Below are 19432 nucleotides of genomic sequence, written 5' to 3'. Positions count from 1 at the left end.
ACCCCGACCTCTGCCCCCGCCCTCACCACCACCCGCAACCTCGGCATCCTCGCGCACGTCGACGCCGGCAAGACGACGGTGACCGAGCGCATCCTGTTCGCCGCCGGCGCCGTCCACAGGCGCGGTGAGGTCCACGACGGCACCACCGTCACCGACTTCGACGCCCAGGAACGCGACCGCGGCATCACCATCTTCGCCGCCGCCGTCAGCTGCGACTGGGACGGCCACCGGATCAACCTGATCGACACCCCCGGCCACGTCGACTTCGCCGACGAGGTCGAGCGGTCGCTGCGCGTCCTGGACGGCGCGGTCGCCGTCTTCGACGCCGTCGCCGGTGTGGAACCGCAGAGCGAGTCGGTATGGCGGCAGGCGGACCGGCACGGCGTCCCGCGGATCGCGTTCGTCAACAAGCTGGACCGGGCGGGCGCCGACCTCGACGCGGCCGTCGCCTCGCTGCGCGACCGGCTCGGCACCGTACCGCTCGTGGCCCAGCTGCCGATCGGTCGCGAGGACGGCTTCACCGGCCTCGTCGACCTGGTTCGCATGCGCGCCCTGACCTGGCCCGCGGACTGCGACACGTACGAGACCGCGGACGTCCGCGACCCGGAGGCGGTGGGCGACGCCGGTCTGCGCGCGGAGGCGGAACGGCGCCGCCGCCTGCTGGAGGAGACGGCCGCCGAGCTGCATCCCGCCGCGCTGGAGGAGTTCTGCGCCACCGGCGCGCTGTCCGACGGCACCCTCGCGCTCGCCCTGCGCGAGGTGACCCTCGACGGTTCGGGAACGGTCGTCCTGTGCGGCTCGGCCTACCGCAACCGGGGCGTCGAGCCGCTCCTGGACGCCGTCGTGGCCTACCTCCCCTCGCCCGCCGACCTGCCGCCCGTACGGGGCCTCGGGCCGGACGGCGGCGAGCAGGAACGCCTGCCCGACCCCGCCGGACCGGTGGCCGCACTCGCCTTCAAGGTGGCGGTGACCGCGACCGGCCGCCTCACCTACCTGCGCGTCTACTCCGGAACCCTGCGGAAGGGGGACACCGTGCTCGACACCGGCACCGGCCGGACCGAACGCGTCGCCCGCATCCTGCGCGTACAGGCTGACCGGCACTTCGAGCTGGACGAGGCACGGGCAGGCGAGATCGTCGCCGCGGTCGGCCCGAAGACCGCCCGGGCCGGGACCACGCTGTGCGCACCGCAGGCGCCGATGCTGCTGGAACCGCCGACCGTGGCGGACCCGGTGGTGTCGGTGGCGGTCGAGGCGCGCCGCAGCACCGACACCGGACGGCTGGCGACCGCGCTGGCCCGGCTGGCCGAGGAGGACCCCTCGCTGGTGGTGCGCAGCGACCCGGAGACCGGGCAGACCGTGCTGTCGGGCATGGGCGAACTCCACCTGGAGGTCGCGGTGGAGAAGATCCGCCGTGACCACGGACTGGAACTCGTCGTGGGCCGGCCGCAGGTCTCGTACCGGGAGACGGTGGTGCGGGGGGTGTCCGGCCTGGTCCACCGGCACGTCAAACAGGACGGCGGGGCCGGCCAGTTCGCCCACATCGTGATCGACGTCGAGCCGCTGGACGCGACGGAGACGGCGCAGACAGCGGAACGGGGACAGGAAGGGGAACGGGAACAGCGGGAGCCGGTGACGTTCGCATTCCGCTCGACGGTCGTCGGCGGACGCGTCCCGCAGGAGTTCGTACGCGCCGTGGAGGCGGGCTGCCGGGACGCGCTCGCCGACGGGCCGCTGGGCGGCCACCCGGTGACCGGGCTGCGCGTCACGCTCACCGACGGGGCGACGCACTCCAAGGACTCCTCGGAGCCGGCGTTCCGAACGGCGGGCAGGGCCGCGCTGCGTGCTGCCCTGCGGGCGAGCGCCATGGCCCTGCTGGAGCCGGTCGCCGAGGTCGTGGTCACCGTCCCCGACGACGCGGTCGGGGCCGTGCTCGGCGACCTCGCGGCCCGCCGCGGCCGCGTCACCGGCTCCACCGGCCGGTCCGGCACGACGGCGGTCACCGCCGTGGTGCCGCTGGCCGAGCTGTTCGGATACGCGTCCCGGCTGCGCGGCCGCACCCAGGGCAGAGGCACGTTCACCACCCGCCCGGCGGGCATGGCCCCGGTCCCGGAGGCAGTGGCCGCGACGGTCCTGGCCCCCTGAAACGGCCCCCGGCACGAACCGGGCCCTGCCGGAACCGCGCCACCCGGGCCGGGCACCCCCCGGGCCGAGCCCCGCCCGGTCCGGGGGCGTGTCCGCGGGGTCCGCCGGGCAGCGGGTCCTGCCGGGATCCCCGAAGCCCGGCCGGCGCCCGACCGGGGAGCGGACCCGCCGGGGCCGGCCGGGGCGCCGCGCGGCGGTGGCATCCGCCGCGCGGGCCCGGCCGCGGCCCTCAGGTGGAGGCTGCCGGTCAGTCCAGGGGCGCCTGCAGCTCGGTCACCCAGTCGTCCCGGTTCTCCGGGCACTCCAGGTTGACCTCCCGCGGGTAGCCGCCGGACCGGTGTCCGTTGCCGTCGATCCAGCGGGCCAGGGTCTGGGCCGTCGGCAGCACCGTGTCCATGGAGCCGCGGTGCACGATCGTCGCGGCCTGCTCGACCGGCGGCAGGTCGAGCACCCGCAGGACCCCGTGCCCCTCCCGGCCCCGGAGCGGGGCCGACACCCCGACGGCGGCGTGGACGACGATCGCCCCGCCGCCCTCCGGGGCGTCCTCGTAGGAGGCGACACCCGGGCCGGACGGGCTGATGCCCGCCTCCTCCAGGCGGCGGAACAGTTCCTCGTACAGCGGGCCGATGACCGGGGAGATGTCCTCCGGGGCGAAGCTCGCCGCGGTGGCGGTCAGCTCGGCCACGCGTACGGCCGGGATGGTCTTGACGACGACGTCGTCGGTGGGCATGCGTCCCTCGCTCTCGATCGACCGGAGCCTCGCCTCGACCTGGACCAGCCGGGCCGCCGCGGCCGCGACGGCCGCCTCCAGCTCGGCCTGCCGGAGCCGCAGCATGCCGCGCAGGTCCTCGACGCCGATGCGCTCGTCCACGATGTCCTGCACCTGCTGCAGGGTGAAACCGAGGTCCTTCAACGCGATGACCCGGTTGAGGCGGGCCAGCTGTGCGGCGGTGTAGTGGCGGTAGCCGGTGGCGGGGTCGACACGGGCCGGGCGCAGCAGCCCGATGGCGTCGTAATGGCGCAGCATCCGTACCGAGACGCGGCCGTGCCGGGCGAAGTCTCCGATGGTGAACATGATGTCTCCGAGTGGACCGCCTGACACGGTGTGAGGGTCAAGGCCCCATCATCGCCCTCCCCCGGAAAGCCCGCGGGCGCCGGGAACTGCGCACTCGGCCACACCCGGCCGGCACCGGGCCGGGCCGGCACCGGGCCGGCCGGGCGACCGCCGGTCGGGAGGTGCCGTCGGCGCGGGTACGTGATGCTGGTGGCATGGGCCGTGTCGGCGCCTTCCTCACCGCAGTGCGGACCGCACCCGGTTTCGCGGTGGCCGCCCGCCGCGCCGCGCGGGTCACCCTGGCCGCCGGAGCCGCGTTCTACCTGTTCCTGTACGGCTCCGGGGACACCGTCGCCGCCACCTACGCCCTGTTCGGTGCCGTGTCCCTGGCGGGCCTCTCCCGGATCCCCGGCACCGGCCGGCAGCGCGCCGCTGTCGTCGTGCGCCTGCTGCCCGCCTCCTGGCTGCTGATCACCGCCGGAACGTTCCTGGCCGTTCGGACCTGGAGCGCGGTCGCCGGCATGCTGGTCATCGGCTTCGCCCTGGCCTTCATCGCCGTCGCCGGGCCCCGCCCGGCCGGCGCGGCGCCCGGCCTGCAGCTGCTGTACATCCTGCCATCCTTCCCCCCGTACGCCCCCGACACGCTCGGCCAGCGGCTCGTCGGCGCCACGGCCGGGATCCTGCTGCTGGTGGCCGCGGAGGCGTTCCTCTTCCCGGAGCCGCCGACCGTCCCGTACCGGGAGCTCGCCGCCCGTGCCCTGGACACCGCGGAACACTGCGCGGGCGGGCTCGCCGTGTTCCCCTACCGGCTGACCGACCAGGACCTGGGCATCGCGAAGGAGGCCGCGGCCCGGCTGCGGCCGATGACCGTGCCGGAGGCGGACCGTCCAGCCGGGCCGAGCGTCCGCGACCGTGCCCTCGCCCACGCCGGCCTGGCCACCCGTACGCTGCTGAGCCGGCTCGCGCGGCTCCCTGCCGGACCGGCCGCCGCCGGGGACCGGACGGGCGCGGAGGTCCTGGGCGCGGTACGGCGTGCGGCGTCGCAGGCCGCTGCCCGGCTGCGCGGCGTACCCCCCGTGGCGGACTCGGTGGACGCCCGCGACGGCCTCCTCCGGGCCCGCGCGGCGCTGGTCGCGGCGCGCGACGAGCCGTCCGGTGCGCCCGGACGGCTGCGGCGGCACGCCGCCGTCCTGGAGGTGGCGGATGCCGCGCTCGCGGCGGCCACCGCCGCCGACCTCGCCCTGCGGGGGCGGGCCGCCGCGGTGGGAGCCCCGACGACGCGGTTCTGGTACGCGCGGATGAGGGCCCCGCGGCTGTGGTGGATCCGGCTGTGGGGGTACACGGGGAGCCGTTCGGTGTTCTTCCAGAACGCGGTGCGGATCAGCCTCGCACTGGCCGCGGCCCGTGCCGTCGCCGGACTGGACACGCTCCCGCACGGCTTCTGGGCCACGCTCGCGACGCTGACGCTGACCCGGACGACCGTACGCGAGACCGGCACGACGATCCGCGCGGCCCTGACCGGCACCCTGATCGGCGCCCTGGTGACTGGCTGCCTGCTGGCCCTGGTCGACACCCGCACCACCGTGTACGCGGCCGCTCTGCTGCCGGTCATGCTGCTGACCTTCACGCTCGGGCCGGTCAAGGGGGTGGGGTGGGCGCAGGCGCTGTTCACCCTGACGGTGGCCCTGGTGTTCGCGCAGCTGGCGCCCGCGAGCTGGCAGCTGGCGGAGCTCCGGCTGCTCGACGTGCTGATCGGGAGCACGATCGGTGCGGTGTTCGGGCTGCTGGCGTGGCCCCGCGGAGCGCATCAGGAGCTCCAGCGGTCCGGGGCGGTGCTCCTGCGGGGTGCGGCGGAGGTCGTGGTCGCCACGACGGCGTCGATCGCGGCGGGCGGAGCGCGGGAGGCGATGCCCGCCGTGCCGGGGCGCCGCTCGCTCCGGCACGCGCTGTACCTGGCGGAGTCGGCGTACGCCCAGTACCAGAGCGAGCCGGCGACGCCGCCCGAACGGCACGCAGGGGTCGCAGGGGCGGATGGGGCGCACGGGTCGGCTGCGGCAGATCGGGCGATCACGGCGGTCAAGGCGGCAGGGGCGGCCAGGGCGGCAGGGGCGGCCAGGGCGGCCGGGGCGGCCGGGCCGGACGCTGCGCACGGGGCGGCCGGGCCCGGCGGGGACGCGCAGAAGCCGCCGGAGCTGCAGCCGCCCGAGCTGCCGGGACTGGCGGAGCCCGACTGGCAGGCCGCGCTGATGGCCGGACACCACACCCAGTGGGGGGCGGACCGCCTCCTGGAGCCGCCCGAACCGCTGCGGCCCGGGCCGGTCGCCCTGCCGACGCTGGGGCGGGAGGCGGCCGCGTCGGTGACCCGCCTGGGGGACCGGGTGGCGGGGCGGATGCTCCTGGTATCGGGATCCCTCGACCGGGGGAGCGACACGCCCTCGGCACCGGTGCCGTTGCGTGATCCGGCGTTCGACGACTTCGAGGCGGAACCGGACGGCGCCCCTTGGCTGTACTACGCGACGGTGTTCTGGCTGGACTCGCTGATGACCGACCTGGAGCGGATCACCGGCACGGCCCGGTCCTGACCCCGCCGCATGCGGCCCGCTCGCGGAGCGTGCCGGCCGTGCCGAGGCTCCCGTTACGCCGCGCGGTGTGGTGCGTCGGCATCGCTGCCGGGATCCGGCACGGCACACAGGAGCGGAGGGGGCTTTGGGCACGCTCGGGTCCTCGAAGTCGTCAACCGGTCGCGGGTCGTGCCGATCCGGCGCATCACCGCTCGGGAACGATGGCCGTCGGCGGTCGTCGATGCCACCGCTTCCGGCAGTCCGAGGGCCTCGAAGCCGAAAGCCGGGCAGGCCCGGGCAGCCTCGGTGGCGCAGCCGTGGCCCCACACCGAACCTGGCCGATGTCCACGCCCGTGAACGGCACGTCCTCGTCCGCCTCGCCCGAGCCGGCACGGCCGCCTCCGGCCGACGGCGGATCAGCGCTGACCCGCGGACCGCACCGCGTACTGCGCCGCCACCGCCGCCGCGGTGTCCGCGATCAGGGTGCGGAGCTCGGGCGGGCCCAGTACCTCGATGTCGGTGCCCAGCGCGAGGTACGCCGCGACGGCGTGTTCCGGGGACTCGACGGGCAGCACGGCCCGGGTCCAGCCGTCCCGTTCCGGATCGGGGCCGCCCCCGGCGGCCACGGCCGCGGCGTCGTCGGCGTTCAGGCGGGTCACGCCGCGCGGGGAGAGCCGTACCTCGGCCTGCCCGCGGTACAGCCGGGCCCGGAAGTCCTCCCGGGCCTGCTCCCAGTGCGCGGCCAGGTCGAAGCCGGCAGGCGGCACGCACTCCTCGTCGGTGACGGTGAGGCCGAGGATCTGGTCCACCCGGTACGTACGCGGGGGCCGCTCCGGATCCGACGCTGCCACCACGTACCAGCGGCCCGCCTTCAGCACCAGCCCGTACGGCCGCAATCGGCGTTCCACGTCGGTCGGTTCCTTCCAGCGGCGGTAGCGGACCTCCACCACCCGCCCCCGCCACACCGCGTCCGCGACGCGCGGCAGGAACGGCACCTCGGCGTTCCGCGCGTACCAGCCGGGCGCGTCGAGGTGGAAGCGGGACCGCATCAGGTCGGCCTGGGCCCGGAGTTCGCGGGGGAGTGCCGCCCGCAGCTTCAGCTGGGCCGCCGACAGGGCCCGCCCGAGGCCGAGTTCGGCGGCCGGGCCGGGGATCCCGGTCAGGAACAGCGCCTCCGCCTCCGTGCTGCTGAGCCCGGTCAGCCGGGTCCGGTATCCGTCGAGCAGCCGGTAGCCGCCGCGGTGTCCCGCGTCGCCGTACAGCGGTATGCCCGCCGCGGCCAGCGCGTCCACGTCCCGGTACACCGTCCGCACGGACACCTCCAGCTCCCGCGCCAGTGCGGCGGCGGTCATCCGCCCCCGGGTCTGGAGCAGCAGCAGGATCGTCACGAGACGGCTCGACTTCACTGACACACGATGTCAGCGGACCGCTCCTACCGTCCAGCCATGGCTTTCGCAGAGAAGAACCTCACCGTCCGGCCCCCGATTGACGTCGAGGGCCGCCGGATCAAGCGCTACCACGTCACCGCCGACCCGGCGGGAATCGAACCGGAAGTGGAGGACGCCGCCCACCGGTTCCTCCCGCAGCTGCTGCGCACGCTGCCCGAGCCCGACGGGACGCCTCCGGGCGGCTTCCTCGTCCTCCACAGGGGAGGGGACGACGGGGCCTACCTGAACGTCTACAGCTGGGTCTGGGACAACGTCCTGCACTTCGCGGGCGGCGCGGCCGGGCAGCCGGTTCTCGGCTGCCCGGACCGCGATCCGGCCCGCTTCGTACGACTCGACCGCTCGCTGATCGGCTGCGTGTGGGAGCTGCCGCCGATCGCGCACGAACGCGACGCCTGGGTCCGGCACATGCTCGCCGCCCCCGCCCCGGACCTGGACGGCTACCTCGCCGACACCCTCCGGGCCCCCACCACGGGCACCACGGGTCCGGTCCGGCCCGGCACACGGCAGCCGCACGGGTGATCGGCAGCCGCCGCGGTGGCGAACAGCGGTACGCGCCGCCGACGGGGGACCGGCAGGCGCCCGGGCACGGGCCGCCGATCCCCGGACCCGTGCACGCCGGTGGACAGCGCCGGCAGCGGCTCGCGATGCCCCCTGCGATTCCCACCGCGCTGCCCGCCCGACGCGGAACACCGGATCGCGCGCGGAACACCGGATCGCGGACTTCCTCACCCCGGGGCCGTCCCGCCGTCATTCCTGCCGTCGCCCCCGACGGGGCCGTCCGGACGGCCCGAACCGCACGGCGGGGCGGCCCGGCCCGCGGTGCCGGCGCCAGAGGGGCGCCCGCACCCGGGCCGGGGTGTTGTGCGGGTCAGCTCCGGCCGAGGAACTTGTTCATCCGGGCGATCTCGGCGGACTGGGAGGTGACGATCGCCTCGGCCATGGTCTTGGCCTCCGGGAAGGAGCCCGCCGTCTGCTCCGTCTTGGCCATCGTCACGGCGCCCTCGTGGTGCTTGATCATCAGTTCCGTGAAGGCTGTGTCGAACGCCTTGCCCGAGGCGTTCTTCAGCCGGTCCATCTCCTGAGCGCTCATCATCCCGGCCATGCCGTGCGCGGAGTGGTCCATGGCGCCCTCGGCGGGCACCTGCTCGCTCCACGAGGCCAGCCACCCGGACAGGGTCTTGATCTCGGGGTCCTGGGCGTTCTTGATCTCCGCGGCGAGCTTCTTCACCTCGGCGTTCTCGGCGCGGGTGGAGGCCAGGTCGGCCATCTCGACCGCCTGGCGGTGGTGGGGGATCATCCCCTTGGCGAAGGCGACGTCCGCGGCGTTGTGCTGCCCCTGCCCGGCGGGCGCCGGGGCCGGAGCGGACGGTGCCGCCGACGCGGTGGCGCCGTCGTGCGCGCCGTGGCCGGCGGAGCGGTTGCCGCTGTCGGTGCCGCCGTTGCCGCCGCAGGCCGCGAGGGCGAGGACGGCCGCGGCGGTGACGGCGACGGCTGTGGCGGTGCGGCGGACGAGGGAACGCTTGCTGCTCATGGTGGTGCTGCTCCTTGGTGCGGCGCAGCCCGGTACGGCGTACGGGAGCGCGTGCGCTTGCGCTTGCGGGCACATGGGCGCGGCGCGTCCGGGGCACGGACAGGTACGAGGCGTGCGCGAGGAAACGGAGGAAAAGGTACCGGCGGCACGGCACGCACAGCGCCCCCCGCCGACCGGTATCGGACGGGGCGGGCAGGGGCAGGGCCGCGCGGGCCGCTCTAGATCCGCAGGAGCTGCAACTCGGCCAGGTCCGGCGGGGCCCGGTCGGTCACCGCCGCCCCCGGCACCGCCCCCTGGTGCACCGGCTCGGGAGCCGCGCCCACGAGCGCGGCCGTCAGGGCCGGAGGCGCGTACGGGGAGCCGATCCCGGCCGCCGCGCAGATCGCGTCGGCATGGCCCGGATGACCGGATCCGCCGTCGGTGTGCGAGCAGCCCCTGTCCTGGTCAACGGCCGAAGCCGGAACCGAGGCCGAGACCGGGGGCGCGGCCGTACGGGCGGCGGCCATCGCGTGCGCGGAGTGCGCCGCCTGCGCGGCAGCGGCCGTACGGGCGGCGGCGGGGCTGGGCGGCAGTGCGTGCATCCCGAGCACGCCGGCCAGCAGCACCAGTACCAGCAGCACGAAGCCGCGCCCGGCGGGACGGCGGCTCGTCGGCTGCGCGGCAAAGGTCACGGGCCCATCGTACGGGGCCGGTTTCGCGCGGACGCGGCGGGAGGGCCCTCCGGCGGTACGGCACCACCCGCCCGCACCAATCCGACGACCCTCCGCCCGCCACCGGAGCGGCGCGGCCCGCGGGAACTGTCGCTAGCGGCCGGAGCCCGTGTCCTTCGTCAGCACGGACGGCGAGGTCGCGCGCTGCTGCGGGACGGCCGCGCCGAACGCGGACGGCTTCGGGTCCCGCTGGATCGCGACGGTGTGGGTGGGCGCGGGGATCGAGATCCCCTCCTCCCGGAACCGGCGGTGCAGCCGCTTCACGAACTCGTGCTTGATCCGGTACTGGTCGCTGAACTCGCCGACGCCGAGGATCACGGTGAAGTTGATCCTGGAGTCCGCGAAGGTGTGGAAGCGGACGAGGCCCTCGTGCTCGGGGACCGCGCCGTTGATCTCCGCCATCACCCCGTCGACCACCTCCAGCGTCACCCGCTCCACGTGCTCCAGGTCGCTCTCGTACCCCACGCCCACCTGCACCAGGATGGTCAGCTCCTGCTCGGGCTGCGTGAAATTGATCATGTTCGTCTTGGCGAGCCGTGCGTTCGGGATGATCACGAGGTTCTTCGACAGGTTGCGGACCACGGTGTTGCGCCAGTTGATGTCGACGACGTACCCCTCCTCCCCGCTGCTGAGGCGGATGTACTCGCCGGGCTGCACCGTCTTCGAGGCGAGGATGTGCACGCCCGCGAAGAGGTTCGCGAGGGTGTCCTGCAGCGCCAGGGCGACCGCGAGGCCGCCCACGCCGAGGGCGGTCAGCAGCGGCGCGATGGAAACGCCCATCGTCTGGAGGGCCACGAGGAAGCCCATCGTGAGCACCACGATCCGGGTGATGTTCACGAAGATCGAGGCCGACCCGGCCACGCCGGTCCGCGACTGGGCCACGGACTGGACGAGGCCCGCGATGACCCGGGCCGTGCTGAGCGTGGCGATGAGCACCAGCAGTGCGGTCAGCGTCTGGTTGAGCAGTCCGGAGACCCTGCTGGTGAGGGGCAGCATCGAGCCGGCCACCGCGGCGCCGGCGAGGAGTGCCGCGCCCGGGGCGACGGGGCGCAGCGCGTCGACGATGATGTCGTCGCCCGCCCACCGCGTCCGCTCGGCGTGCTTGGCCAGCCGTTTCAGGACGGCGCGCAGGAGGAGGGCGGCCAGGGCGCCCGCGGCGAGGGAGATGCCGGCCGCGAGCCAGTCGTGCAGGACGAGGTCCCGGTTCAACGGACGCCCTCCGTGGCCTGCCGGGCCGGGGGAGCGGGGACGGGTGCTGCCTGCCGTCGTATGGGGTGTGTCGTCACCTTGCCACCTGTCAGTTCGTCGTGCGTGGGGGCCTGTTCGGGCATGCGCGTGTACGCAACCGGAACGGATGGCCATCCTGCCGCATGGGGGTGACGGTGCCGCGATCGGGCCGGTCGGTCGCCGGGTTGCGCGTTCCGGTGCCCAACCGGCCCCCGTCGTACGGTTCGTGGCGGTGCGCAAGCGGATGGCGCCAGGGGGCTACCGGGAGGCCTGGGTCCCGGCCGGGTGGGCGCGCCGCCACTCCGTCCGTGCGCCGAGCGCGCACAGGACGGCGACCAGCGCGGTCACGGCAACGACCAGCCACTCCAGAGCCCCGCTCCCGGCATCCGGTTCGACTCCGAAGAGCAGCTCGATCCAGTCCCGCCGGACCAGCGTGACCAGGAAGAGCAGGGCGGAGAGGCTGCCGAGCACGGTCTCCGCCCAGAACCGCGGACGGACCGGCCGTTCCCGGCCGCCCCTGTCGTGACGCGCCTTGTCGTGACGCGCGCTGCCGTGGGGTGCGCGATGGAAGTCGTGGAAGGCCATGGCCCAGCCTCCCCTCTCTCCGGGGCTCTCCGGGGCCGGCAGCCGGCACCTGGCGCCGGCACTCCGGGGCGCGCGCGGGTACTGCCTGCTGCCGTATCCAAGTCTCCGCGCCCCTCCGGCACTGGGCAACCGGCAGGTGCTTCCGCTTGGTTGCGGCGTTCAACCTGTTGCGGCGGCCGCCCGCCGAAGCCGCGAACGACCGCCCGCCGAAGCCGCGAACGCCCGCCCGGCGGCTATGCCGCGCCCGGAACGAGCCCGTCCGCGACCAGGCCGGCGAGCACCGCCTCGCCCAGGGCGTGCACGGCGGACTGTGGCCGGACCATGACGGTGAACTCCTTGATCCGGCCGTCTTCGGCGAAGTGCAGCAGGTCGATGCCGTGGACCTCGCGGCCGTTCACGGTCGTCCGGAACAGCAGCACCGCGGACGGGGCCTCGCCGCCGTCCGCGCTCGTCTCGGAGACGCCTTCGAAGCGGCCGACGTAGCGGAAGTCCTCGAAGGTCCGCAACAGGACCCCGAGGAGCCCGAGAACCATCGGCCGGCCCTCGAAGGGCGTGAACTTCACGGGACTGAACAGGCGGACGTCCTCGGTGAACAGCTCCTCCACGGCGGCGAGGTCGCGGCTGTCGACGGCGGCGCGGAAGCGATCGGCTGCGTTCATGGCTCCTCCGGGTCCTCGATGGATACTCATAAATCTGAGTAGTCAGATTCTTGAGTATCATGGCGGGCGTGCCGCTGCCCAGAGGGCGGCACCGAGGAGACGGGAGGCGGTCCCATGGCCTTGCGCCACGCCGTGCTGGCGGCCCTGCTCGACGCGGAGCTGAGCGGCTACCAGCTGGCCAAGTCCTTCAGCGTGGGCGTCGCGAACTTCTGGCACGCCCTGCCCCAGCAGCTCTACGCCGAGCTGGCCCGGCTGGAGAAGGAAGGCCTGGTCGCCGGCCGGGAAGTGGTCCAGGACACCCGCCCCAACAAGCGCCTGTTCACGGTCACCGGCGCGGGGCTCGCAGAGCTGGAGCGGTTCACGGAGGCCGCCGCCAAACCCTCCTTCATGCGCGACGACCTCGTGGTCAAGGTCCATGCCGCCGACCACGTCGACCTCGGCGCGCTCCTCGCGCAGCTCGCCGAACGCGCCGAGGTCGCCCGCGCAAAGACCGCCCTCTTCGGCCAGCTGCTGGAGAGGATGCGGGGCTGCCGCACCGAGGAGGAGTTCCTCCGCCACGGCAAGCGCGTCGGCCCGTACCTGACCTGCCTGGCCGGCATCGCCTACGAGCAGGCCAACGAGCAGTGGTGCGAGCGCACCCTCACGGTCCTCGGGGAGAGGAAGGCCGCCGATGCCCGCCGACACCACTGACCCGGACTCCGGCCACCCCGGCGAGCGGCCGTCCGACCGGTTCGAGCCGTTCGAGCGGTTCGGCTCGTACGAGCGGTACGTCGCCCTCGGCGACAGCCAGACGGAAGGCCTCGGCGACGGTGACGACACCACCGGCCTGCGCGGCTGGGCCGACCGCCTCGCCGAGCAGCTGGCCCGCCACCACCCGGGTCTGCAGTACGCCAACCTCGCGGTCCGCGGCCGCCTCGCCGGCCAGGTGCGGGCCGAGCAGCTGGCCCCCGCCCTCGCGCTGCGCCCCGACCTCGCCACCGTGGTCGCCGGGGTGAACGACCTGCTGCGTCCCCGGTTCGACGCCGACGAGGTGGCCGCCCACCTGGAGGCTGCCTTCGCCGCGCTCACCGCCCAGGGCGCCCGGGTCGCCACGGTGACCTTCCCCGACGTTTCCAGGATCACGCCGCTCGCCCGCCCGCTGGCGCCCCGCGTCACCGCCCTCAACCACCGGATCCGCGAGGCCGCCCGCCGCCATGGCGTCGCCGTCGCCGAGACCGCCCACCACCCCGTCGTGACCGACCCACGCCTGTGGAGTCCGGACCGGCTGCACGCCGGTCCGCTCGGTCACGCGCGGATCGCTGCCGACAGGCGAGCCTCTCGTGAAGCGCCTTGAGAGGCCATGGCTGATGCCTCGTTCAGATCGCGCTTTCACGAATGCTCGCCGGCTTCGTCTTCGAGGAACCTCTCTTTGAGGACTCCGACAAGGACTGAGGCGACGAGGGCGACAGCGTTGTCGTCGTCGTGGGCCAGTTCGCGCAAGACCTCCTGCGCGGTGGTTCCCGCGAGCTCGACCAGCGCCTGGGCAAGGCGGATCCGTGTCACGGAGTCTGCGGTGGGCGCGGCCAGTTCGTCGACCAGGGCAGTCGTGATCCGGTCCCTGCACCGGAAGTCCAGGGACAGCGTTCCCAGAACCTCCGCCGCGTCCACGTCGTTGGAGCCCTCCACCACCATGCTGACGAGTGTGGGCACGGCCGCGGCCACGCCCTGCCTGCCCAGAGCCAGAGCAGCGTGCCTGCGTACCGTCGTGTCCGGGTCTCCGAGGGCGTTCCTGAGCGCCGCAGTAGCATCCGGAGCCTCTGGCAGCTCGGCGATCGCCAGCACCGCGCGCCGCCGGATGTCGGCGTCCGCCGAGTGCATGCCGGCGTACAGTGTCGCCACGCCGTCGCCGCCCGATCGGGCGAGCGCCCAGCGCAGGGCGCCTGCGACGTGTGGGTCGGATTCGGTCAGGACCGCCTCAGCCAGCAGTTCGGCGGGTACCGACACGTCCTCCGGCCGGGCCAGGACGGCCTGCTGTCTGCGCGCGGCGCTGGGCGAGTTGAGTTCCCGCATGAGTGCGACGACGCGCAGCACTCCCTGCCAGTCGGTGGGCGCCGACGCGTCGATCGAATGGAGCCGCTCGAGCAGCTCCTGTTCTCGCGCCAGGCGGTCCTCCGTCCGCCGGATGAGGTCGCTGACCAGGGAGGACGGCGTGAAGGCCGGGTCCTCCAGCGCGCGCCCGATCTGCTTGAGCGAGAGCCCGAGGGACCGCAGGCTCTCCACGTGGAAGATCCTGCGGACATCCTCGGCGGAGTACTCGCGGTAGCCACCGACAGTGCGGCCCGTGGGCCGCACCAACCCCAGGGCGTCGTAGTGCCGGAGCATCCGGGTGCTCACCCCGGAGCGGCGGGCCACATCGCCGATCAGCAATCCCCGCCCTCCGATGCCTCTGCAGCTTTCGCGGCCTCCATCGACTCGGTCGTCTCCGCGGGCTCGGCGGCCTCCGAGGTTTCGGTGCCTGCCGACGCAGCCGCGGCGGCAGCGGCTCGTTCCGGACCGAGTGCGACCACGCGCTTCGCCTCGTCGAGAGCCACGTCGAAACCGGTCTCCGGGTTCTGCCGGAGCAACTCGGTGGCACGGGCGTGCGCGGCCACCGCCGGGTCGGAACTCTCCGCGGCCCTCTCCAGCGCAGGCTTGATCACGTCACCGAGGTCGGCCAAGGCCCGGCTAAGACTTAGCTGCACAGTGCGGTCGCCACGGCCGAGTTGCAGAACCAGTTCGTCGGTCAGGTCCTTCTCCTCGCCCTCGGGTACGAGGACGACCGCGACGCGCCACGCGGTCCGCGCGACCTCGTCGTCGGCGTCCCGCAACATGTCGCGGGTGACCCAGGCCCACGTGCTCTTGTCGCCGATCTTGGAGAGTGTGTGCAGCGCCTGGCTGCGGGCCTGGGTACGCTCGGAGTCGAGCTCATGGCGGATCCGAGGCAGGGTGGTCTCCGGCGGGAGGCGGGTCAGCGCCCAGGACAGCATGTCTCGTACGAAGAAGTCCGGCTCGACCGCGCACCGCTCGACGAGCGTCTCCAGAAACACGGGGTCGGGCTTCGAGCCGACCGCCAGGGCCGTCTGAAGCCGGACCGACGAGTCCACGGCGCCCAGGGCGTTGGTCACACGGGTGTTCTGCGGGGTTACGTCGGTCGTGTTGATCGGGACCACCTCCTGCGCCCAAGTGAAAACCTTGTCACCGTGTCAAGGTCAAGTTGGTACTGCAACGGTGCTTGCCGTGACTGATGGCCAGGTTGGTCGTTGATGTGGTCATGGGTGGGGACCTTGCTGCTGTCAGGTTGTGGACGGGCGAACTGGAAGCTGTGCATGGGCGGTTCATGCACCGTTTCAGCAGGTCGGAGCCCCGGGAGTCCGCACTGGCTTATATGCGGGGCCTGATCGCTCCGCTGCAGCGGAAGAACGGCTGGACGCTGGCGGAGGAAGTCGGCCACGCAGGCCCGGACCGCCGCCACCGGATGCTGAACCGGATCGAGTGGGATGCGGAGGAGGTCCTGGACGACGTGCGCGAATACGTCGTCGAGCACCTCGGCGACCCGGATGCGGTGCTGATCGTGGACGTCACCGGCTTCCTGAAGAAAGGGGTCCGTTCGGCCGGGGTCCAGCGCCAGTAGTCCGGCACGGCCGGGCGGACGGAGAACTGCCTTCCTCGCCTATGCAACGAGCCGCGGGCGGACGCTGGTCGACCGGCGTCTGTATCTGCCCACCTCGTGGACCGATGACCGCGAAAGGTGCCGCCGGGCCGGCATCGTCGACGAGGTTGCCTTCGAGACCAAGGTGGCCATGGCCAAGGCGATGGTCCGCCGCGCGATCACGGACAGGATCCCGTTCCGATGGGTGACCGGGGATGGCGCCTACGGCTTCTCCAAGGGCTGGCGATCAGAGCTGCAGGGGGCGGACGTCTTCCACGTCATGGCCACCACCCGGCACGACACCGTCGTCACCACCCCGTCCACGACCTGTTCAACGGCCTTGCCCGGCAGAAATGGAAGCGCCGGTCCTGCGGCAGCGGGGCTCACGGCCAGCGGATCTACGACTGGGCCCGCGCCGAAGTGCGGCCCTGGCACCGACCCGACCGCCGCCACTGGGGGATCGCCCGCCGCAGCGTCGCCCGCCCGCAGGAGAGCTCCTACTACATCGCCTACTGCCCCGCCGAGACCACGCTTGATGAGCTGATCCGCATCGCCGGCAGCCGGTGGGCCATCGAGGAATGCTTCCAGAGCGCGAAGCAGGAGTACGGCCTGGACGACTACCAGGTCCGCCGCTATCCCCGGCTGGCACCGCCACATGACCCTGGCCATGGCCGTCCACGCCTGCCTGACCGTCCTGCGGGCCCGCGAGCTGGATACCGGGAAAGCAGAAACGGATCCTCCCAGCTCATCCACCTCAGCCTCGCCGAGATGCGACGGCTGACTACCCGCCTCACCAACCGACGCCCCGCACCCGTCGAGCACATCCTGCACTGGTCACACTGGCGCCGACGACGCCAGCACCAAGCCCGCACCAGTCACTACAAACGACGCGGACACAGTCCCTGACCTGGCCACCAGTCACGGCAAGCACCGTTGCAGTACTAAGGGCCGGGGGACTCACATGCGTGCGATGTCGACGACGAGCAGCCCGAGCGCCATGAGCAGGGCCACGACGTGCGGGCCTTCGAGCACGCGCCGCCGGGTCACGACGCGCTCGCCCCCGCCGCGTGCTCCAGTGCCCGCACCAGCTGCCGGATGATCCTGGCCAGGCCGCGGGCATGGTTCCAGTTCGCGTGGGGCCCGGCCCCCACCGGGCCGACCGCCGCGATGTACTCCCACTCGGCGAGAGCCGCGAACGCCTCGACCGGCCGCTGCTCCGAAGGCATCTCGCAGAGGGCGTCACGGAGCCCCTGCCCGCAGGTCATCAGGCCGTCGATCAGCGCCGCAACGCCCTCCGGACCGGGGCGCTCCCCATACGGGGCAAGCGCCCGGGCGACCAGTTCGGCCGCGTCCACGCGATCCTGCGGCATCCCCATGCCGGTGCTCCCTACCGTCGTCAGCGGGTGGTGCGACCAGGGTGAGGGCATGGGAAGGCCCTGACTGACACACACTTGTGTCAGTCAGGGCCAGATCCTCACAGGCCGTCAGACGCCGAGCCAGGAGCCGTACGAAAGGAAGGAGTCGGGCAGGAGTCGGTGCGCTGCCTCCAGGCCCGCGTACGTCTCCCGGACCGTCTGGTGGTACCGGGCCTGCTGCGGCGCAGCCTTCCGCGCCCTGAGAAGGTTCCGGAACGAGTCTTCCAGGTCACCGGTCCACATCTGTGCCCGCGCCACCTCCGCGTAGTGGTGCGACCTCCGCGACGCCGGCCAGCCCTTCGGGATCACCACGGTGCGGCCCTGCTGCGCCGCCTGCCCGTACTGGTCCAGCTCGGCCAGCACAGACACCCGGTGCACGGTGACGTTCGTCGGCCCGAACGCCAGGTAGTGCACCGCCGCCGCCTCGCCCGTCGCCTCGGCGATCCGCTCCGCCTCGGCGAGGTGGTCGTCCGCGAGGCTGCCATTCCGTGAACGGCCGGCCATGACCGCGGCACCGAGGTGGAGCTGGCCGGTGACGACGTCCCGCTCGCGGCCGGGATCCGCCTGCTCGACGATCCGCAGCCCGAGGTCGGTCAGCCGCTGCCCGGTGCGGTACTGCCCTTCCCGGAGGTAGGTAAGGGCGCGGAAGTACCTGTACATGCCGCCCAGGGCGGCGCTGGACGCGCGCTCGGCCGCCCACTCCATGCGCGCCAAGGCGATGGCCGAGAGGTCGCCGTAGCCGAGCTTCGAGGCGATGTCGTACGCGGAGCGGTACGTGCTGGCGAGGAGCCGCCACAGCTCATCCGACAGGGCCGTGTGCGCGGCCGTGGTGACCTCCTGGATCAGCCCCGGCAACTGGCTCGCTGCCTGCTTGATCTCGCCCGCGCGCACAGCGACGAGGAGAGCCTCCGCGTCGGCGGCGAGGAGCGGCAGCGGGCGGGGGCTGATCTCGGGGTCGGCGCCGAGGTCGTAGACGTCCAGGGCCTCACGGATGGGCATTATCAGAACGTCGAGCTGGTCGGCGCGCAGCTCGGTGACGTACGGCTGGCCGGTGACCGTGCCGACGTCCACCCGCAGGGCGCGGGCGAGGCTGGCCACGGCGTACGGGGTGGGCGGGCGCTTGCCCTGCTCGATCTTCGTGAGCAGGCTCGCGGAGATGCTTGCGAGGTCTGCGAGGGCCTGTTGGGTGAGGTGGCGTTCGAGGCGCAGACGCTTGATGCGTGCGCCGGTGTGGTCGTGCTGTTGAGGGTGCATACTGGCTCCCGTTCTGACTCGACATCAGAACAGTAGCTGGAGACAGCAAAGTCCCAGGCCCCCTCTCGGCCCGAAGGCCGAGAGGGGGCAATGCCTGCAGGGGGATGAGCCGGTAGAGGGCGAGACCGAGACCGGCCGAGCCGGTGACAGCGGCGATCGACGGCAGGGGCCGGCGGCCGCGTTACGGCGAGTCGAGCCTGGATTGGTGGTCGGGGAGCCGGTGATCCGACTGATGGGAGCGCCGGAGCCGCTGCTCGCCCGGAAGGGCCATGACCCGGGCGGAGTCGCGTTCGCGCTTGCCGGGCGGGCTGTGGAGACGGGCCTCCGGTACCGGTCGGGTCGGATCGTCGACCGGGCGCGGCGGTCTGTCGCTCCCTCGTGCTTCACCACCCGCCGTAGGTGGTACGGCAGTTCGCTCAACGGTTGCGGGACGTGTCCCTGTAGAGACGGGGGGTGGGCATGCGGGTTGGGATCACCGGGCACCGGGGACCGGGTGCCAAGTAGAGGATCGGCTGTGGGCGATACTCGCCGAGACCGTCGGCGAGTTCGACGCGGGCGAGCTGGTCGCGGGGTCATGCATGAGGGATGGCCCCGACGCGTGGTTCGCTGAGCAGGTCCTTGCCGTTGATGGACGCCTGGAGGCGGTCGTTCCGGCAGAGGAGTACCGGCAGGGACTGCAAGCAGAGCACTGGCCGGCTATGACCGGCTGATCAGCCGGGCGTCCGAAGTGCATCGCACTGGAATGACGGCCTCCGACTCGGCGGCGCACATGGCGGGAAGCGGGATCCTCGTGGGGAGGGTAGACGAATTGCCGGCACTTTGGGACGGGCAGCCCGCAGGGGGGTTCGGCGGAACCGCCGACATGGTCGCGTACGCCGAACGAACCGGCGTTCCGGTCCGCGTCCTTTGGCCCGAGGGCGCGAGCCGCTGAGGTCCGAAACGGCCGAGGGCTGCCTGCGCCCCACCTGGACGGCAAAAGGCACGTTCCTGCGGGCCGCGGCGGAGGCCGCCCGCCCTTGCCTTCACGCGTCGTGACGGGCGTAGCGGCGAAACGGCCCTCTCCCGCGGCCCGCGGCCCGCGGCCTGCGGCCCGCGGCCTGCCGCCCGCGGCCTGCGGCCTGCGGCCCGCGGCCTGCGGCCCGCGGCCTGCGGCCTGCCGCCCGCGGCGGAGGCCGTCCG

General features: G+C 73.4%; 16 protein-coding genes and 3 pseudogenes. 7 read left to right on the top strand and 12 right to left on the bottom strand.

What is annotated here, in order from left to right; translation table 11 throughout:
* A partial coding sequence (gene fusA, locus HYE82_RS13110) for an elongation factor G (protein ID WP_179174183.1) occupies window positions 1-2142 on the top strand: 2142 nt, incomplete at its 5' end.
* Between the two features lie 247 nt (window positions 2143-2389).
* Here the strand turns inward: fusA and HYE82_RS13105 are convergent.
* Window positions 2390-3217 (bottom strand): MerR family transcriptional regulator, encoded by an 828-nt coding sequence (locus HYE82_RS13105; protein ID WP_179174182.1) that lies wholly within the window; start codon window positions 3215-3217, stop codon window positions 2390-2392.
* Between the two features lie 194 nt (window positions 3218-3411).
* Here HYE82_RS13105 and HYE82_RS13100 point away from each other — a divergent pair, with 194 nt between their 5' ends.
* Window positions 3412-5778: an FUSC family protein gene (locus HYE82_RS13100; protein ID WP_179174181.1), complete on the top strand. Its 2367-nt coding sequence runs from the start codon at window positions 3412-3414 to the stop codon at window positions 5776-5778.
* A 53-nt stretch (window positions 5779-5831) separates the two neighbouring features.
* Here HYE82_RS13100 and HYE82_RS37980 read toward each other — a convergent pair whose 3' ends face one another.
* The gene (locus HYE82_RS37980) at window positions 5832-6086 is read right to left on the bottom strand and encodes a GNAT family N-acetyltransferase (RefSeq protein ID WP_309144299.1); all 255 of its coding nucleotides are present in this window, start codon (window positions 6084-6086) and stop codon (window positions 5832-5834) included.
* An 87-nt stretch (window positions 6087-6173) separates the two neighbouring features.
* Entirely contained in the window at window positions 6174-7163 is a 990-nt protein-coding gene (locus tag HYE82_RS13090; protein WP_179174180.1) for a YafY family protein, read from the bottom strand.
* A 39-nt stretch (window positions 7164-7202) separates the two neighbouring features.
* Between HYE82_RS13090 and HYE82_RS13085 the strand changes: the two genes are divergently transcribed.
* Entirely contained in the window at window positions 7203-7724 is a 522-nt protein-coding gene (locus HYE82_RS13085; protein ID WP_179174179.1) for a hypothetical protein, read from the top strand.
* A gap of 349 nt (window positions 7725-8073) precedes the next feature.
* On the opposite strand, the gene HYE82_RS13080 is transcribed toward HYE82_RS13085, so the two are convergent.
* From HYE82_RS13080 to HYE82_RS13060, 5 genes are all read right to left on the bottom strand, one after another.
* Entirely contained in the window at window positions 8074-8736 is a 663-nt protein-coding gene (locus tag HYE82_RS13080; protein WP_179174178.1) for a DUF305 domain-containing protein, read from the bottom strand.
* Between the two features lie 218 nt (window positions 8737-8954).
* On the bottom strand, window positions 8955-9407 hold the full coding sequence (locus HYE82_RS13075) for a DUF6153 family protein (protein WP_179174177.1): 453 nt from the start codon (window positions 9405-9407) through the stop codon (window positions 8955-8957).
* A 132-nt stretch (window positions 9408-9539) separates the two neighbouring features.
* On the bottom strand, window positions 9540-10655 hold the full coding sequence (locus tag HYE82_RS13070) for a mechanosensitive ion channel family protein (RefSeq protein ID WP_179174176.1): 1116 nt from the start codon (window positions 10653-10655) through the stop codon (window positions 9540-9542).
* Window positions 10656-10931: 276 nt separating this feature from the next.
* Complete coding sequence (locus HYE82_RS13065) at window positions 10932-11258, bottom strand: ABC transporter permease (RefSeq protein ID WP_218782562.1); 327 nt, start codon at window positions 11256-11258, stop codon at window positions 10932-10934.
* 233 nt (window positions 11259-11491) lie between these two features.
* Window positions 11492-11917, bottom strand: coding sequence for a nuclear transport factor 2 family protein (locus HYE82_RS13060; protein ID WP_179174175.1), 426 nt, complete (start codon window positions 11915-11917; stop codon window positions 11492-11494).
* Between the two features lie 114 nt (window positions 11918-12031).
* On the opposite strand from HYE82_RS13060, the gene HYE82_RS13055 reads away from it, so the two are divergent.
* Both HYE82_RS13055 and HYE82_RS13050 read left to right on the top strand, forming a co-directional pair.
* Window positions 12032-12607 (top strand): PadR family transcriptional regulator, encoded by a 576-nt coding sequence (locus tag HYE82_RS13055; protein ID WP_179174174.1) that lies wholly within the window; start codon window positions 12032-12034, stop codon window positions 12605-12607.
* 73 nt (window positions 12608-12680) lie between these two features.
* Window positions 12681-13220 (top strand): annotated as a pseudogene (locus HYE82_RS13050) (SGNH/GDSL hydrolase family protein); the annotation flags it as partial.
* A gap of 65 nt (window positions 13221-13285) precedes the next feature.
* Here the strand turns inward: HYE82_RS13050 and HYE82_RS13045 are convergent.
* Complete coding sequence (locus HYE82_RS13045) at window positions 13286-14323, bottom strand: MerR family transcriptional regulator (protein WP_179174173.1); 1038 nt, start codon at window positions 14321-14323, stop codon at window positions 13286-13288.
* A complete protein-coding gene (locus HYE82_RS13040; RefSeq protein WP_309144298.1) occupies window positions 14317-15060 on the bottom strand; it encodes a HEAT repeat domain-containing protein in 744 nt (247 codons plus the stop codon). The genes HYE82_RS13045 and HYE82_RS13040 overlap by 7 nt, the downstream gene beginning before the upstream one ends.
* A gap of 146 nt (window positions 15061-15206) precedes the next feature.
* Between HYE82_RS13040 and HYE82_RS13035 the strand changes: the two are divergent.
* Window positions 15207-16365: pseudogene (locus tag HYE82_RS13035) on the top strand (IS701 family transposase).
* A gap of 262 nt (window positions 16366-16627) precedes the next feature.
* On the opposite strand, the gene HYE82_RS13030 reads toward HYE82_RS13035, so the two are convergent.
* Both HYE82_RS13030 and HYE82_RS13025 read right to left on the bottom strand, forming a co-directional pair.
* The gene (locus HYE82_RS13030) at window positions 16628-16960 is read right to left on the bottom strand and encodes a DUF6415 family natural product biosynthesis protein (RefSeq protein ID WP_179174171.1); all 333 of its coding nucleotides are present in this window, start codon (window positions 16958-16960) and stop codon (window positions 16628-16630) included.
* A 108-nt stretch (window positions 16961-17068) separates the two neighbouring features.
* On the bottom strand, window positions 17069-18253 hold the full coding sequence (locus HYE82_RS13025) for a helix-turn-helix domain-containing protein (protein WP_179174170.1): 1185 nt from the start codon (window positions 18251-18253) through the stop codon (window positions 17069-17071).
* A gap of 459 nt (window positions 18254-18712) precedes the next feature.
* Here HYE82_RS13025 and HYE82_RS37975 point away from each other — a divergent pair.
* Window positions 18713-19184 (top strand): annotated as a pseudogene (locus tag HYE82_RS37975) (hypothetical protein).
* The last annotated feature ends 248 nt before the right edge of the window (window positions 19185-19432 follow it).

The organism is Streptomyces sp. BR123, assembly GCF_013401435.1.
Classification (GTDB): domain Bacteria; phylum Actinomycetota; class Actinomycetes; order Streptomycetales; family Streptomycetaceae; genus Streptomyces.
This window is presented reverse-complemented; position numbering and strand designations above follow the sequence as displayed.

Coding starts and splice junctions, on each gene's coding strand:
- HYE82_RS13105 (WP_179174182.1), bottom strand. CDS start 3,217: ATGTTCACCATCGGAGACTTCGCCCGGCACGGCCGCGTCTCGGTACGG.
- HYE82_RS13100 (WP_179174181.1), top strand. CDS start 3,412: ATGGGCCGTGTCGGCGCCTTCCTCACCGCAGTGCGGACCGCACCCGGT.
- HYE82_RS13085 (WP_179174179.1), top strand. CDS start 7,203: ATGGCTTTCGCAGAGAAGAACCTCACCGTCCGGCCCCCGATTGACGTC.
- HYE82_RS13080 (WP_179174178.1), bottom strand. CDS start 8,736: ATGAGCAGCAAGCGTTCCCTCGTCCGCCGCACCGCCACAGCCGTCGCC.
- HYE82_RS13065 (WP_218782562.1), bottom strand. CDS start 11,258: ATGGCCTTCCACGACTTCCATCGCGCACCCCACGGCAGCGCGCGTCAC.
- HYE82_RS13060 (WP_179174175.1), bottom strand. CDS start 11,917: ATGAACGCAGCCGATCGCTTCCGCGCCGCCGTCGACAGCCGCGACCTC.
- HYE82_RS13055 (WP_179174174.1), top strand. CDS start 12,032: ATGGCCTTGCGCCACGCCGTGCTGGCGGCCCTGCTCGACGCGGAGCTG.
- HYE82_RS13030 (WP_179174171.1), bottom strand. CDS start 16,960: ATGGGGATGCCGCAGGATCGCGTGGACGCGGCCGAACTGGTCGCCCGG.
- HYE82_RS13025 (WP_179174170.1), bottom strand. CDS start 18,253: ATGCACCCTCAACAGCACGACCACACCGGCGCACGCATCAAGCGTCTG.